The organism is Levilactobacillus zymae, assembly GCF_032190635.1.
Lineage (GTDB): Bacteria > Bacillota > Bacilli > Lactobacillales > Lactobacillaceae > Levilactobacillus > Levilactobacillus zymae_A.
On sequence record NZ_JAVLAS010000002.1, the window covers coordinates 33,114 to 48,923 of the forward strand.

General features: G+C 42.3%; 14 protein-coding genes and 3 pseudogenes. 15 read left to right on the forward strand and 2 right to left on the reverse strand.

What is annotated here, in order from left to right:
• The first annotated feature begins 42 nt into the window (after window positions 1-42).
• The 6 genes from RI501_RS12655 (at window position 43) to RI501_RS12680 (ending at window position 7,499) form a co-directional block, all read left to right on the forward strand.
• Window positions 43-2,502, forward strand: a complete 2,460-nt coding sequence (locus RI501_RS12655; RefSeq protein ID WP_313823332.1) for a pLS20_p028 family conjugation system transmembrane protein — start codon at window positions 43-45, stop codon at window positions 2,500-2,502.
• Window positions 2,503-2,632: 130 nt separating this feature from the next.
• Window positions 2,633-2,965 carry a hypothetical protein gene (locus tag RI501_RS12660; RefSeq protein WP_039106868.1) on the forward strand — a complete coding sequence of 111 codons (333 nt, stop codon included), beginning with the start codon at window positions 2,633-2,635 and terminating at the stop codon, window positions 2,963-2,965.
• The gene (locus RI501_RS12665; protein WP_313823335.1) at window positions 2,953-3,648 is read left to right on the forward strand and encodes a hypothetical protein; all 696 of its coding nucleotides are present in this window, start codon (window positions 2,953-2,955) and stop codon (window positions 3,646-3,648) included. The genes RI501_RS12660 and RI501_RS12665 overlap by 13 nt, the downstream gene beginning before the upstream one ends.
• Window positions 3,649-3,659: 11 nt before the next feature.
• On the forward strand, window positions 3,660-5,669 hold the full coding sequence (locus tag RI501_RS12670; RefSeq protein WP_313823337.1) for an ATPase: 2,010 nt from the start codon (window positions 3,660-3,662) through the stop codon (window positions 5,667-5,669).
• Window positions 5,669-6,871 carry a phage tail tip lysozyme gene (locus RI501_RS12675; RefSeq protein ID WP_313823339.1) on the forward strand — a complete coding sequence of 401 codons (1,203 nt, stop codon included), beginning with the start codon at window positions 5,669-5,671 and terminating at the stop codon, window positions 6,869-6,871. The genes RI501_RS12670 and RI501_RS12675 overlap by 1 nt, the downstream gene beginning before the upstream one ends.
• 16 nt (window positions 6,872-6,887) lie before the next feature.
• Window positions 6,888-7,499 (forward strand): hypothetical protein, encoded by a 612-nt coding sequence (locus RI501_RS12680; RefSeq protein WP_233758876.1) that lies wholly within the window; start codon window positions 6,888-6,890, stop codon window positions 7,497-7,499.
• A 65-nt stretch (window positions 7,500-7,564) separates the two neighbouring features.
• Here RI501_RS12680 and RI501_RS12685 read toward each other — a convergent pair whose 3' ends face one another.
• Window positions 7,565-7,867: a hypothetical protein gene (locus RI501_RS12685; protein WP_097547191.1), complete on the reverse strand. Its 303-nt coding sequence runs from the start codon at window positions 7,865-7,867 to the stop codon at window positions 7,565-7,567.
• A 225-nt stretch (window positions 7,868-8,092) separates the two neighbouring features.
• Between RI501_RS12685 and RI501_RS12690 the strand changes: the two genes are divergently transcribed.
• The 4 genes from RI501_RS12690 to RI501_RS12705 are packed head-to-tail and all read left to right on the forward strand — an operon-like array spanning window position 8,093 to window position 11,102.
• Window positions 8,093-8,884 carry a YveK family protein gene (locus RI501_RS12690; RefSeq protein ID WP_313823344.1) on the forward strand — a complete coding sequence of 264 codons (792 nt, stop codon included), beginning with the start codon at window positions 8,093-8,095 and terminating at the stop codon, window positions 8,882-8,884.
• 9 nt (window positions 8,885-8,893) lie between these two features.
• A complete protein-coding gene (locus RI501_RS12695) occupies window positions 8,894-9,655 on the forward strand; it encodes a CpsD/CapB family tyrosine-protein kinase (RefSeq protein WP_313823346.1) in 762 nt (253 codons plus the stop codon).
• Window positions 9,652-10,434: a tyrosine-protein phosphatase gene (locus tag RI501_RS12700; RefSeq protein WP_313823348.1), complete on the forward strand. Its 783-nt coding sequence runs from the start codon at window positions 9,652-9,654 to the stop codon at window positions 10,432-10,434. Before RI501_RS12695 ends, RI501_RS12700 begins: the two co-directional genes overlap by 4 nt.
• Window positions 10,434-11,102, forward strand: coding sequence for a sugar transferase (locus RI501_RS12705; protein ID WP_214334951.1), 669 nt, complete (start codon window positions 10,434-10,436; stop codon window positions 11,100-11,102). The genes RI501_RS12700 and RI501_RS12705 overlap by 1 nt, the downstream gene beginning before the upstream one ends.
• Before the next feature lie 90 nt (window positions 11,103-11,192).
• Here RI501_RS12705 and RI501_RS12710 read toward each other — a convergent pair whose 3' ends face one another.
• Window positions 11,193-12,224, reverse strand: a complete 1,032-nt coding sequence (locus tag RI501_RS12710) for an IS30 family transposase (RefSeq protein ID WP_260145088.1) — start codon at window positions 12,222-12,224, stop codon at window positions 11,193-11,195.
• Between the two features lie 123 nt (window positions 12,225-12,347).
• Between RI501_RS12710 and RI501_RS12715 the strand changes: the two are divergent.
• The 5 genes and pseudogenes from RI501_RS12715 to RI501_RS12735 form a co-directional block, all read left to right on the forward strand.
• A pseudogene (locus RI501_RS12715) lies at window positions 12,348-12,653 on the forward strand (sugar nucleotide-binding protein); the annotation flags it as partial.
• Between the two features lie 51 nt (window positions 12,654-12,704).
• On the forward strand, window positions 12,705-13,766 hold the full coding sequence (locus RI501_RS12720) for an LCP family protein (RefSeq protein ID WP_313823355.1): 1,062 nt from the start codon (window positions 12,705-12,707) through the stop codon (window positions 13,764-13,766).
• Window positions 13,767-13,772: 6 nt separating this feature from the next.
• Window positions 13,773-14,107: pseudogene (locus RI501_RS12725) on the forward strand (IS3-like element IS1163 family transposase); the annotation flags it as partial.
• A 97-nt stretch (window positions 14,108-14,204) separates the two neighbouring features.
• Window positions 14,205-15,134 (forward strand): IS30-like element ISLpl1 family transposase, encoded by a 930-nt coding sequence (locus RI501_RS12730; protein ID WP_313819825.1) that lies wholly within the window; start codon window positions 14,205-14,207, stop codon window positions 15,132-15,134.
• 14 nt (window positions 15,135-15,148) lie between these two features.
• A pseudogene (locus RI501_RS12735) lies at window positions 15,149-15,787 on the forward strand (IS3-like element IS1163 family transposase); the annotation flags it as partial.
• Window positions 15,788-15,810: the final 23 nt, after the last annotated feature.

A 15,810-nucleotide genomic window follows, 5' to 3' on the forward strand; every position in this document is an offset into this window, starting at 1 on the left:
TAAATGATTTTGTGATTTTGGTTTTGGAAAGGAATATGTCTAATGAATTTAATGGTTAAGTTAGTTTTTCTGGCCAGTGCCATGCCGATTCCTGATTCTCTAAAAAATTCGGGAACGATTAAGGGCCTGCTGGGGTGGCTAACGGGAAGTGATGTGACTACAAAGAAGCCAGTTATAGAATTTTATCAGGCGTGGTCAGAAACTTTGGGTCCCATCAGCAATGCAATGTTAACGGTTGGCTATGGCATGGGCTCTTTTTTTAGCAAGATGTTTTATAACATCGGCGAAGTATTATCTGCGGTTTATGCCAAGATGTTTGGATTACTGGGGTTCTTGGTCAAAGGAAACTATGCTGGTTCTACTCAGATTAGCAATTTGCATACTTTTCTCGTGATTTTAGGTTTCTCAATTTTAGTGGTGGCTATTATTGGTTGGTCAATAGCTTCTATGGTTAAGCGTCCGGTTTTTAAAGAAGCCATGGCGTCAGTTATGACTGCTTGTGCGGTTATCATTATTCTGCCATGGTTGGTTGGGGAATTTAATTCAATCACGGTTCACGCTACGACAGAGATGAACTCAGCGGTGACAGGTACCAAAAACGAGAGCTTTGAAGACTCTTTAAAACATGTCGTCGTTTCCCCATATAAAGATAACACCATTGATTGGCTAGTTATGGCTGAAAAAAACTTCAATACGAATCCGAAAAAGATTGGTGGAAGTAAAGGCTGGTCAGATTTTAATCGGATAGATACCGACAATCTCAATTCGATTAATTTTACGGTCAACATTGCTAAAGATAATATTGGATATGTTTCTGACAAGAATAAGTTGAATACGAATGTGTTTAAGTATCAGTTAGATACCGGAGTGACTGATACACATAACACTAAGGTCGCCAAGTTAGATCTCCCTACTACGCAAGTTAGTGGAATTACCCATATGGGACAGCTGGTTTACCCTCGATACCACGTAAATTGGATTGCCGTTATTGTGGAATTGATTTTACTAGACGGTTTCTTTCTGCTAGCGGGCTACAAGGTTGCGAAGTACAGTATTAAGATTTTCTTTCTAATGATTTTATCGCCTCTGGTGGCGCTATTCCGGGTTCAATCTATGAAGAACGTTAAAGAGCTTATAAGTTCGATCATCGGTGCTAGTACCGGTATTTTCGTTGAAAATGCGGGCGTCTTCTTCTTAATTACGATTATTCAAGTAACGTCGGGAACTTCTAACTTTATTGGTGGTTTAGCTGGCGGTTGGCAACGGGTTATTGCCACTTTGATGATTTATGGAGCCGCTATTGCGGTGCTGATTGCCGGCGATCAATATATTCAGCGTTGGACTGGAACGTCTACGGGGCAATCTGGTAGTATGCGTGATCTGGTTGCAGGGTCGATGGCCGGTGCTGGATTGGCTTCATTTGCGGGTAAAGCAGGCCACAAGGCTGTTCAAGGAATAGAAACAGCTGCTAGTGCGGCCGGTACTGTTGGTCACGGAATCAAAAGTGCTGGTGGTAAGGCAAAGGGTGGCATTGATAAACTCCGTTCATCAGCGCTACAAGATGAATCTAGTGATGGAACAGAAAGTTCAGATGGCTCAACAGATCAAGGAAATGGTCTGAACGCTGCCCAAACAGGGGATTCAGTCCCAAGTGGGACAGACGAGTCAGAATCGGAAAATACGGCGGATATGTCAGATAGCGGACAGAATCAGCAACCGGGTAATGCTGCGGCTGAACGGCCAGAAGAACAGGCCGGAGCCAATGATTATGGTAACCTTGATCATAATCAGAATTCCTTAGGTAGTTCGAATACAGCTGACGCTAACCCTACTTCAAGGGACAGGTCACCAAACGCTGCGCAGACAATGTCGGAAGATGGAGATGGTTTCGATTATCAGGAAGGTATGGGAAGCTTAGACGCAACTGAACCACCAGTTACTAATGAAGACGATTTGCCGGTTAATAATGTAGGTAATCCAGGTGAAGCTGCTCCAATCAGTGGTAACTCCGCCACAGTGCCAACTAGCTCAGGATTAATGCCCTCAAGTGAAAATCCTGATTTGCCATCCATGGGGGGCAATGATCAGCCAAACGATGTTGGTCGTGCAACTGGTAATGAGGACCTCAATGCTGCAAGCGGAGCAGTTTCAGATACATCATCGGAACAAACTCCAATAGGTGAAGATATTAATGCCGCGGCTGGTGGACAATCAGATATTGGCGCGCCACGTACCACCGGTACTTCGAGTGCGGGACATCTGGCTAACGTTCGTCCGGCTTCGAATTCGACAGGTAGTGTTCATCCGGTCGCAACGACGGCGGGGAGTGCTAAGCAAGCACCAATCATTCCAGCAAAGCATTATTCGGCATCATCAAATGTGGCGTCAAACTTTAAAGCGCCCCATTCAGGAACTCCTGATGTGCCAACAACTCCGCAAGGTGATAGCGGTCAAGCCCCATCGAATGGACGAGTAACTAATTTTAATAATATTCCAGATTAAACAAGCACTTCTGGCAAAAAAGGCATATCCAAGGAGGTATGCCTTTTTTGATGGTGCGGTTTATCTATTGTGCTCCTTGAGGTTATAAGGTATAGCCAACATTTATTTTAGCCGAAAGGAGCGAATGGATTTGCAAGATGGTTTTGGCGTCACACCAGACATTCGCACACGCATGAAAATTGCGATGTTCTATGTACGAGATCTGATGTTTTTGATTATTTGGGCGGGGATTATTTTCATGATTTCAGATATATTTCCACCAGATATGCAGTTAGAAACCGTATGTTTTTGGGTTGTTGGTATTGGCTATGGTGTTTGGTTGGTTTGCCCATCGCTGGGAAATCATGGTAAGCGTAATTGGGAATTACTCATTTATGATTTCTTTCCGAAAAAGACACGATTTAAAAGCCTCGATTATGGGGTTTTCGTTAAACAAAAGATTGAAGGGGTGTGGAAGCGATGATTTCTGTTCGACACAGTAGTAGGTCTCAAGGAACCAGTCGATTCGAGACGATGGACAAAGCTAAAAAAGGGCAAGACAGCAACAAAGCGTCCCTTTTTCAACCAGTTCGGCAGTTTCAAATGACCGATTTGATTGATTATAAGCGATTAACACCCGGCTCAGATGCGTTTATTGAATTGAAAGTATTCGGGTATGCTGAAATTTTGGTCGTCGATGGGATTGGGTTAAGCAGCGTTCCCGCAACGAAATTAGAGGCAGTATCAGACTCATTGACTAGTTTTTTAAGACGATATTTGAATGACGTTACGTTTGTTATAGCGCCCTTTCCAGTTTCAACAGCTAAGCAGCAAGCCTTTTGGGGCGAGCGGTATATGAAATACACCCGGATGGTTCAAGAAAAACAGTATAAAAATAGACAAGCTCATCAAGTCTTGATTCAGAGACAGCGATTTTGTCAGGACAAAATTAAAGCAGCTAAGGGCATTGAAGAAACGTTGGAAAACCGGGAATTCTTTGCGGTAGTGTTCGGTGATACGGTACGAGAATTGCGTAGCAATCTGAATAGCATAGATGGCTTGCTGGGAGATGCTCAGGTCTCAGCCTATTTAAAATTTCGAATGTTGGAACGTAGTCAAAAAGAGCGGGTCATGGAACGGATTAATAATCCTAACGTGCGGGTCTAAGGAGTGGTTAAATGAAAAAGCGAGAGATTCAGAAATTAGAAAAACAAGATTATGATTTGGCGATGATTGCCCGGACACAACCACAAGGCAATATCCGAATTAGGGATCGAGTCATTGAGTCAGGAACTGGTGTAGAAGCCTGTTTACACGTCTATCGCTATCCAAGTTCCGGTTTGAAGTATTTTTGGTTAATTGAACTGACACAGTTTAACAACACGATTACCACGCTGTCGTTGGGGACAGAAAACAAGGAAGCTATTAAAAAAGCTTTACAACGGTCGACAGATGAAAAACTTAGTCAAGCTATGGACAAGAATGGCAAAACGCTAGGCAAGTTGCAAGCAGATAAAGACTATCGCCGGCAACTAGGATTACTTAGTCGCTTAGGTGACAATATGGAAGTCATGAAGCGGGCTGACGTACGGATTTTCGTTTATGCCGACGATGAACAACAACTCAATAAGCGGATTAAGGCGATTAAAGAGAAATTGGGGACTTACGGTGTTGCCTGTTTTGTTGGTGAGCAGGATTCTGAATTACGTAGTCTTTGGACACCAATGATGAAACAAGAACTATTGCGGAACGTGCGGCATGGTACGCCAATTGCCGCAGATGTCTTGGGCAAGGGATTTCCGTTTAACCACGTGAAGCTGGACGACGATGGTGGATCGTATTTTGGGAAGAGTACCACTAATGGGCCAATTATGCTGAATCCGTTACTGATCACACCACGACGCTTAACGCCTTACTTCATGATCGCGGGGAATCCCCGCAACGGGAAGTCGACCTTCGCCAAAAAACTTAATGATGACGTATTCGCTCGGGGCGGTAAACTGAGGATTTTTGATGTTAAGGGAGAGTACATTAAAGCCGCGCGAGAACAAGGCGGCACGGTGATCACCTTGGATGGGTCGAGCGTGCATATTAATCCATTTGAAATTTTCCCCACTGCGACTAAAGAAATAGATACGCCGGTTACGGTTACTGATGAGTATGGTCGACAAATGAAAAAAGACAAACATGAAACTGTTGTTGATGAAATTGGATCTTTTAATGCCCATGTGCAGAAACTGCGTAATATGTTCAGTTTTCAGAATTCGGAAGCCACAACTGATGATCTAAACCGATTGGAAAATATTATTACTGACTATTACATTAGTGAAGGGTTATGGGTTAAGCACCCCGGACGTCATTTAGGAGACCTACATTCTACGGGATTGCCACATAATCAGTATCCAAAGCTTGGGGATTTTCTCACCTATCTAAAAGAAATCCAGCGTAGCTATCTTAATCCGAATCGTCCGCATCCAGAGGTCGAAATTACTTCAATCAATCGGATTGTCGATACCTTTCAAAAGATGTTGCAGTCGGAAGCCATTATTTTTGACGGGTTTACAACGATCCCAGATATGACTGATACGGACGTGGTTGTTTATGACTTAAGTGGGTTAAAAGCCCATGGTAACGAAGTGTTTAATTCCCAAGTGTATTCAGCATTATCGTTGGTCTCGGCTGAGATAGTTAACAACGGCAAGCGTTACCGTTACTTGTACAACAACCATCAGATTGATTTGGTCGATATTCCTTATTATTGGGTCTGCATTGACGAATTTCAAAATTACGCCAAGGAGGAGTTCTCAGCAGGATTGGAATGGCTTTCAAGCCTAATGGAAGAAATGGCGAAAGACTTTTGTGGAATTTCGTTGATTATGCCGACCATTAAAGAATTAATGCCGGATCAAAACTATCAAGCAACCACCAGTCGTTCACAACGCTACTTCCGTTCATTATCTAAGGTATTTGGTATGATGACGTACCGCTGTTTCTTCCATCTATCTGATGATGATATTCCCCGGTTGTCCCGGGCATTGGGTAGCTCAGTTACGCCTGACGAGCTTGGCGCAATTACTAAGTTACCGCAAAAGAAGCTGTTAATGAACATTCAGGGCGATCAAAATTATGTGTTTACTGTTCATGCCACGCCTGACGAGCTTAACCGTTATCAAGGTGGTGTTGGCTAATGTTATCCAGACGGGCCAAAAAAATTGGATTATGGACGATTGGCTTATTGGTGCCATTGTTTGTTTTATTTTTTGGCGCTATGATGTTAGCTTTATTGCTTGCTGGTGGAGCGGCTTCGGAATCGGGTTCCTGTAGTAGTGGTAATGTCTCGAATGTCGATGTTACGACTTCAGCAGATATGAACAAGCGAGCAAAGTCTATTTATGGATATCTACGTTCAGAGCTACATGCAACTCCTCAAGGTGCTACTGGTGCCATGGGTGTTTGGCAATTTGAATCGAGCTTTAATCCCAAAATTGGTAACAACGCTGGTTCTGGAGCTACCGGACTTGCCCAATGGATGGGCAATCGACTGACGGGTACAAATGGATTAAAAGCATTTGCCAGTCGCAAAGGCGTAAAGTGGGACAGTTTGCAAACACAATTAGACTTTACAAAATATGAATTGAATCATGGTTATCAAGGTGCTAAAGCGGCATTGAGAAAATCTGACGTTCATAAGGCTGCTTATGATTGGCTGATGGACTATGAAGGTATGAGAAATAATCCAGAGCAATGGTATCTCGATAAGGGCCCATCGGGACAACCTGGTCGTTATCCTGACGGTGATCATTGGTACGCCAAGTTTGGCGCTAATGATACGGGGGCTGATAATTCTGGTGATGTATCTGATCCCGATGATAGTGGCGGTACAGGCAATACTGGTGGTTGTGGTAGTGATGCCTCAGCAGCTGGTGGTGACTGGGGTTGGCCTTATAAGGGCGGTAAGTATGTCACGTCAGGATTCGGTCCTCGTGATCTAGCGGGATCACCTTGGCACGATGGGGTCGATTTTGATGCGGGTCATGGTGCCAAAATTCGAGCGGTTCATGGCGGCAAAGTCATCTTTGTTGGTGATCCCATGAAGAAAGGAATTACCGACTCTTACCCCTATGGTTTAGGTAAAGACGTCATTGTTACTAAAGCCGATGACGGGTATGAAGTTATTTATCAAGAATTTGCCATGAGTGGGCCAACTCACAAGGTAGCAGTTAACGATACAGTTAAAACAGGCCAGGTTATTGCAACACAACAAACAGGACACTTGCATTTGGGCGTGACCAACAAAAAGAGCTGGGTAACTGCTCAGGGTGACTGGCAGAATCCGAGCGGTCATTCATGGCTTGATCCGTTGAAGTTTATTGAGAAGAAGGCATCTTAAAGGGGAGTAGTCAGCGATGCAAAGAAACAATGGAAAACAATTCAACAAGATTCTTGTGATTATAGGTATAGTGTGTGGGATAGCCGCGTTGGTATATGCTTTAACATTAACCAAATCTAATCGTCAATTAGCCAGTAGTAATGCGGAATTACGGACGGAAATTGAAGCAGCTAAGCATGATAATCAGGCCATAAAAGAAAATAAGATACAGAAGTACAGTGCTAAGAACTTAACGTTGACTAGTACCAGTTCAGTGGCCAATATCAATACGTTTTTAAAGACGTCATTCGAATGGGATTTTACCAACTGGTCAACCAGACAGGCGCAAGCGCAGAAGTATGCGACGCCATCTGTGGTAAAAAAGATGATTGGTAATCTGAATATGCAGTCCAAGAGCACGCAGTCTTATATCAAATTTCTTAAAAAGGATAACGTATACCAGAAGATTAATTCAAAGCACGTTTATGTAGAAAACTCTGATGGTCAGAAGATCAATGGGATTGCGACGGTCAATTCTTCATTGATTGATGGCAACAAGACGACGAGTCATCAAGTCCAGTGGTATCACTTCACCTATGACGTTCAAAAGCATCAGGTGATTCAGATCACACCAGTGTCGGTAAATTAGTGAAATAAGGGAAGAATAATAATGCAGTAACGCCAAAACAGCTAACCGTAAAGAGGTTAGCTGTTTTATTTGTATTGGCAATTTCGTATAGTTGTCAGAGTTATTTTATGCAATTCTCCTTGAATTAATACCCAAATCCATTCGGACTGATAGCCCTTTATATAGCCGGTAAATTCTGTTGGGGTGCCATTTATGTCTACTTGATTTAGTTGAAGTATAACGGTCTTGCCATATTTCCAAGCTTCAGATAAACACTCGCTAATTTCAGTTTGTGACATTTCCGCCCTTTTTTTAGGTATGGGACTATTCACCTCTTTATTTATAGCTGAGGTGTGGTCGCTTAGAAAGAAGCCTTGCCACTTCAACATACCACAATCTACCAATTGACTATTTATTAAATAAGTGTAAAAATTAGGGCCGTATTTATAATTTTAAGCTTTGGTTAATTTAGGAGCGTATGAAGAAAATGCCTGTTAAAAAGAATTTGCATAATCATAGAAAACATAATGGCAAATTCTATAATTAATCCGAACAGAAATTAAAAAGCCCAAAGCAATCACTTACAATGGTAGTAGACCGTACTGGAGGAAAATATGGATTCTGAGCAAACAATTAGTGTGATGCAAATTTTTGGTATCTTGCGTAAACACATCAAAGCAATTTGGATCACAACTTTAGTAGTTTTTTTGGCGTCGATTTTTGTTACCTTTTTTGTGATGACGCCAAAATATGAGGCGACAACCGAAATATTGGTTAATCGAAAACTATCGGCCAGTATGCAGGCGGCACAGTATCAGCAAGTACAAGCCGACGTGCAGATGATTAGTACATATAAGGACATCATTACTAGCCCAACTGTCTTAAAGACAGTCAATAACACAACCAGCGGTTACCCTGGATATCCGGGATCAATGGGTGCATTGAAAAATGCTATTTCAATTAGTAACCAGCAGAACTCGCAGGTATTCTCGATTACGGTTAAGGCAACGGATGCTAAAACAGCGGCAACAATTGCGAATGAAACCGCCAAAGTATTTAAAAAGCAAGTTGTCAAGATGATGAGCGTTCATAATGTTTCAATCGTGTCAAAAGCGACACCGAACTATTCGGCGGTAAGCCCGAGAAAGACCATCAATTTGGCAATCGGATTAATTGTGGGGCTGATTCTCGGTATTGGATTGGCATTATTGCGTGAGGTTACGGATCGAACGGTTACTTCCGAGAGTTACTTGACGGATGAATTGGGATTGACCAGCTTAGGTATCGTTAGTGAAATTGACGATAAGGAAGTTAAAAAGCGGATTACGCGTGAACGTCACAGTTCAGACGACTTAATTACCGGTGCAGATGGCAGAGTAGAAGCGCGTAGCCGAAGAAAGGTGTAGGTGACGACAATGGCGTGGTTTAAGCGAAACAAGAAAAAAATTGATGATACAAGTTTAAAGTATGGTGTCGGTTTAGTTAGCTATACAGAGCCCAATGGGATGATTGCAGAACAGTTCAAAACCATTCGGACGAATATTCAATTCTCCTCGGTTGATAAGCAACTCCAATCAATTCTGTTCACATCGTCGGGACCTTCTGAAGGAAAATCAACGATCAGTAATAATATGGCAGTTACCTGGGCGGATCAGGGCACTAAGGTTGTACTCGTTGATGCTGACTTACGGCGACCAGCCGTTCATCGCTCGTTCGATGTTAGTAATCGGATGGGATTGACGAACTATCTATCAGGAAACGCTGACTTATCGGCAGTGGTTCGCGAGACCATGGTCAAGGACCTTAGCGTAATCACAAGTGGACCAGTTCCACCTAACCCGGCGGAGCTATTGGGTAGTAAACGAATTGAAAATTTGTTAAGTGAACTAACCGCTGAATTTGATTTGGTGATTGTTGATGCACCACCGGTTAATACGGTGACGGATGCACAATTATTGGCGAGCCAAATTGATGGGACGGTTTTAGTTGTGCCACAAGGTATTGCTGACAAGAATGGGGTGCGTCGGGCTAAGCAACTGTTGGAGACTGTTCACGCTAACATTTTAGGAACAGTGATGAATCGTGTGACAGCCCAAAAGTCAGTGGGTTATTACGGTGGTAATTATTATGGTGGCAGTTATTACGGCGGCTATTACGGAACGGATGATAAAAAGTGACGTTAGTTGATTTACATTGTCATATTTTACCGGGTGTGGATGACGGCGCGAAAGACTTGCCGATGGCGCTTGGTATGGCACGCGACGCGGTGGCGCAAGGGATTAGTCATATTCTGCTGACACCGCACCATATGGATGGCGAATATACCAACCATAAGGTAGATGTATTGAGAAAAACAACGGCCTTTCAAGAAGCACTAGACGCTGCTAAGATCCCGTTAACAGTCTTTCCCGGACAAGAGGTGCACTTGACGGGGGAGCTCCTAACCGCACTAGATGACGACGATATCCTGTTTATGGATGAGGGCGGCAAGTATCTACTATTGGAATTACCGCACAGTGGGATTCCAGAATATACGGAAGATATGATCTTTGAGTTGCAGGCGCGTGGGATTACACCAGTGATTGCCCATCCGGAACGGAACCATGGGTTTCAGAAGGAACCGGACCGGTTATATGATTTTGTAGAAATGGGTTGTTTAACGCAGCTGACCAGTAGTAGTTATCTTGGAGTGTTCGGCGATAATGTCGAGAAATTAACCGCTAAGATTATTCGCAGTGGTATGGGCTTTGCCTTTTCCTCGGATGCGCATAATTTTAAGGGACGGCGATTCTTAATGGGGGACGCCTTTAATAAACTAGAGCAACAAGCTGGTAAAGATGTTGCGACTAGGTTTAATGATGACGCTAGAGCAATCCTCAATGGGGAGGAGATTGTGAAACCGGAATTTACTAGGATTTCGGTGCTCAAGAAGAAAAAGAGGTTTTGGTTATTCTAATGGATTATGGAGAAGAGCATACAAGAAATATTGCGATTGATTTGAATTACGAACGACATCGCTATGTATATCGGTCGGTAAAGCGGATTTTTGACTTTGTAGCTAGTTTTTTTGGCCTAGTGTTACTCTTACCGGTATTTTTAATTGTTGCTATTGCAATTAAATTAGAAGAGCCAAAGGGGCCAGTATTTTATTCGCAGATTCGTTTAGGACGACAACAGCGCCCCTTTAAAATGTACAAATTCAGATCAATGGTCGTTAATGCAGATAGCTTGAAAAAATATCTGATTGATAAGAATGAAGTTGATGGGGCGATCTTTAAAATTAGGATGGATCCACGGGTGACAAAAGTTGGTAGATTTATTCGAAAACATAGTATTGACGAATTACCTCAGCTTTTGAATGTTCTACTGGGACAAATGAGCTTGGTTGGTCCTCGCCCACCTTTACCAGGTGAAGTCGTAAATTATACAGATTATGATAAGCAAAGATTATTTGTGAAACCCGGATGTACCGGTTTATGGCAAGTTACGGTTCGCAATGAAGTTGGTTTTGATGAAATGGTTGGACTTGATCTGAAATATATCTTGCATCGAAGCGTATTATTTGATTTGGGTGTTTTAATTAAAACTATTAGTGTTTTTTTCAGACCTAATGGGGCATATTAAGGAAGACCCAAATTGCAAGAACAAATTAGCCACACGATAAATCCTATTAAATCAGTATTTTCATTAATATTCATATTTTATGGATTTAACTTAACCGGCGGAAGCAGCGGAGAAAAGCTCTTTGGGTGTTTGATAGCCAGTTTGCCGGCGCGGTAAATTGTTTAGCTTTGACTCAACTGCTTGGATATCATGAGGACCCAAAATATCCATGGATAGACCCTTGGGTACATCGCGGCGGATCATTCGATTATGCGCTTCGTTAGTCCCACGCTCAGAGGAACGATATGGATGAGCATAATAAAGGTCAGCGACACCGGTAAGTACAGCGCCAACTTCCGAGAACTCAGCGCCATTATCGGCAGTAACTGACTTCATGATTGATCCGTATTCTTGACAGATCTTGGCCAGCTCATAGTTGACTGAATCGGCATCACGACCATCGATCAAACGTAGAATTTGGCAGCGGGATTGACGCTCGATCAGCGTTAAGATCACACTCTCTTGACCGTTGCGCTTGCCCACCACGGTGTCCAATTCGAAATGGCCGAACTCTTGGCGCTGGTCGATACTTTTAGGCCGTTCAACAATACTCCGCCCGGCCAGACGCTTGTGCTTGATCGAGTGATGATGTTTGGCACGGTGGCGCGTTTTTTCGAGTAGATCAAGATTGCGGACTTCAAGTAACTGGGCATCAATATAGTGGTATAGCGTCTTGGTCGAGACCATCTCCTCAGGTTGATATAAGCCTTCAAGTTTGGCCCGTCCTACTGCTGCATCAGGCGACCAACCATCTTGACGCAAATGAGTCGTAAAATAGTCGATAAAATCAGCGACACCGACGAGTTTCAAAGGTCGATGACAGTGGGCTCGATTAGCTTCGTACTTAGCTTGTGCTGTTTCTGGTGAGTATACAGCATAATATTGGCGTTGACCATTCAATTTTTTTACTTGGTCGATCTCGCCGCGGCACAATTCATTATTGATTGTTTGATGACAAACATTAAGCGCTCTGGCAATTGCACGATTGGAATAGCCTTGGCTGTGCAGCGTAGCAATTCTGCCTCGTTCAAACGAAGTTAGGTGCTGACCTTTTTTTCTGACTGTGGTATTCTGTTCTTGCATCAAGACAATAACCTCTTTCATTGTTTGTGTAGGAACATCAATGATAACAGAGATTTGTCTTGGTGTTTTTTATTTTATCAATTAGCTAAAAGTATTTGGCTAACTTGATTATAAAACGCGCGTGACCAGATTGGTCGATCAACTTGGACAAAGACTTTGGCTGAATTTATGAGTTACGCGGTTGAAGAGAAATTGGCGTATGGGTTATATCAATTGTCCAATGATGACAGTTGTTCTTGGTATGATTTTGCTTGTGAGATTTTAAAGGATACTCAAGTTCAAGTTGAGCCAGTTGATTCTACAGCTTTTCCACAAAAAGCTTATCGACCGAAGCATTCTGTGATGAGTTTGGATAAGGTTAAGGCGACTGGATTTGAGATTCCAACTTGGCAGAAGGCTTTGCGGAGTTTCAAAATAAATTTGAAGTAATTGTAGTATAATTAGAGTTATTTTGAGGAGACCGAAGGGGTGGTTGGTAGTATGCAACATAGAAAAAAGACGCATCCAGTTCGTAACACCATATTGGTACTTATTCTCTTATTGATCGCCGGTGGTGCGGCGTATGGTATGACACGCTATAGAAGTATTAAAAATGCTGTCAACAGTTCGTTTAATGCTTCTGGTGTAACTAAAGAACGAGATGTAAATAAGCAATTATCTGATAAGAAGCCTATCTCAATTCTCTTATTGGGAACTGATACAGGTGCATTAGGTCGGAGTTACAAGGGTCGAACCGATAGTATGATGGTTGTGACCTTAAATCCGACCACTAATAAAACCACAATTACGAGTGTTCCGCGGGACACGGCGGTAACGATTCCTGGTTTTGCTAGTCAGTCCCCTTCGAAAATTAACGCAGCTTATGCTTGGGGACAAGCAAAGACTACTATCGATACGATTCAAAAAATGCTAAACATTCCTATCGACTTTTATGCGTTAATTAACATGGGTGGCCTGGAAAAAGTTATTGATCAGGTCGGTGGTGTTGATGTTACGCCAACGTTAAGTTTTACTTATGCAGGTTATACATTCAAAAAAGGTATTAAGACCCACATGAATGGGAAAAAAGCATTGGCTTATTCTCGGATGCGGTATGATGATCCAGACAATGACTATGGCCGACAGAAGCGGCAACGGGCTGTTCTGATGGCGTTAGTTAAGAAGAGTGGTTCAATCTCAACATTACTTAATCAGAGCTTCATCAGTTCTTTGGCTAAGCAGACACAAACTGATTTAACCTTTGATGATTTAACGAGTTTAGCGCAGAATTATCGGTCAGCCACCAAAAACTTGAAGGAAACACACCTCCAAGGGACTGGTAAGGAACTTAACGACCAGAGCATGGAAGTTATGAAAAAGTCCGAACTCCAACGCGTGACAAACTTTATTCGTAATGGCTTGAGCTTATCTTACAAGAAGACCGGATCAATTGCGGTTTTTAGTAGTACGAATTCGAAGAGTAAGAGTCGTTCTAGCTCCAGTTCTAGCACAGAAACAAATGCAACAACCGCTAATGGCGGAACAAACAATGGTAGATTGTAAAATTAAGCCGCAATTCATAACTGGGTTAAAGGCGCTAAATCAGTTGAGCTAGAAGACGGTACTGAAGTAACGTCCAAAGAATTCAAACAACTTCAAAAGGAAAATCAGCGATTAAAAGAGGAACTTGAAATTTTAAAAGCTGCGGCGGTGTTACTGGGAAAGCATTAGGACGAATTAATTGCCTTGTCTTCATAGAAGATCAGTTATTGCGACACCGCTTATCAATTATTCTTTCGGCACTGAAATTACCGCGCAGCACCTATTACCATTGGAAAAGATATCAACCTAGTCAACACGAACGTGTTGATAATCAGCTCAAAGAAAAAATTAAATTGATTTGGTAGATTGTAAAATTAATCCGAACGCTGTTCGGACAAAAAAGATCAGCTTCCTTTAAAATGGTGTTTACCACAAACCCATCTTTTAGGAGCTGATCTTTTGTCTAGTATAACCTATTCCGAACGAATTAAAATCGAAACCTTTTGTGAACTAGGGCTGTCCAATATCCAAATGGGCGTTCGGCTGAACCGATCACCGTCAACAATTTCTTATGAATTATCTCGATGTCAACCTTATCAGGCTGAATTAGCACAAACAGATGCCGAATACAAGCGATCACGATGTGGTCGGAAAACTAAGCTGAGCGATGAGTTAAAGCAAAAAATTCTCAACCATTTACGTCTAAGCTGGTCACCAGGAATGATTGCTCACGAATTTAAACTAGCTACTAAATCTATTTATAATTGGCTAAATCAGGGGAGAATTGATTTCTCCTTGAATGATCTACCTGAACATGGCGTACGCCAACGGCGTAACGTTGACCAACGATCCAAATATAATCAATCTTTGGGGCGATCAATTGAACAGCGTCCCATGATGATTAATCAACGTAATCGCATCGGCGATTTTGAACTAGATACAGTCGTTGGTCCTCGTGGGCATAGTAAGGCAGTTTTATTAACTTTAATCGATCGAAAATCACGGTTCCTTTGGGCATACCGGTTAAAAGATCGAACGACAGCGAGTGTTAATGAAGCACTGACTAAGTTCCTAACAACTTTTAATGGACCGGTGCACAGTTTTACTGTGGACCGTGGTACTGAGTTTAGTGGGCTAGTATCATTTGAATCACAATATGGTATTAAGACCTATTACTGTCATGCTTATACGCCAGCTGAACGTGGTAGTAATGAACGCTTTAATCGGAATTTACGTTATTTTTATCCTAAGGGGACTCGTTTTGAGCACATTAGTGCTCAAGATTTAACGACGACGTTACTCCAAATTAACCAGCGACCGCTTAAAATACTCGACTGGCAAACACCGTATCAGGTTATGCTGACCAATTTGTCCAAAAATTCGGATTAAATTTGCAATCTACCATTTGGGAAAATAATTATCGTGCCTATGGTTATCCACGAATAACGATGGTGCTTCGCAAGTCAGGCATCTGTGTTGGGTCAAAACGAATTTTACGATTAATGAGGGAAATGGAGATTCACTCTTTAATGAATCGGCGATTTAAAAAACCTGGCACTCATGTGGATCATTCACAACGCCCCAATTTAATCAAGCACCAGCCCAATGCAAGGATATGGCGTGCTGACATTACTTATTTGGAATTACGTCCAGGAACCTGGGTTTATCTCAGTTCTATTTACGAACCAAAGGTTCATCAAGTCCTTGCTTTCAAGATTGGTCGTCAGATGGAGGCGACGTTAGTTGTAGAAACGATTAATCAGGCGCTTGAATGTCATCAAAAGCCACAATATTTTCACTCTGACATGGGTTCACAGTACACCAGCAACGAAGTTGAAACTTTACTTGAACGGCATCAGATTAGCCACTCATACTCAAAACAAGGTTATCCTTATGATAATGGGCCAATTGAAGCTTTTCACTCATTGCTGAAGAGAGAGTTTGCCTTTCAAACAACTTTTTCCAATTTTGAGGACTTGGTAACCCGAACCTCAAATTACATCAGTTGGTTTAATTCCGACAGAATTAGAACGAGTGTTTAGAAAAAGATGTGCCATTTATTGAC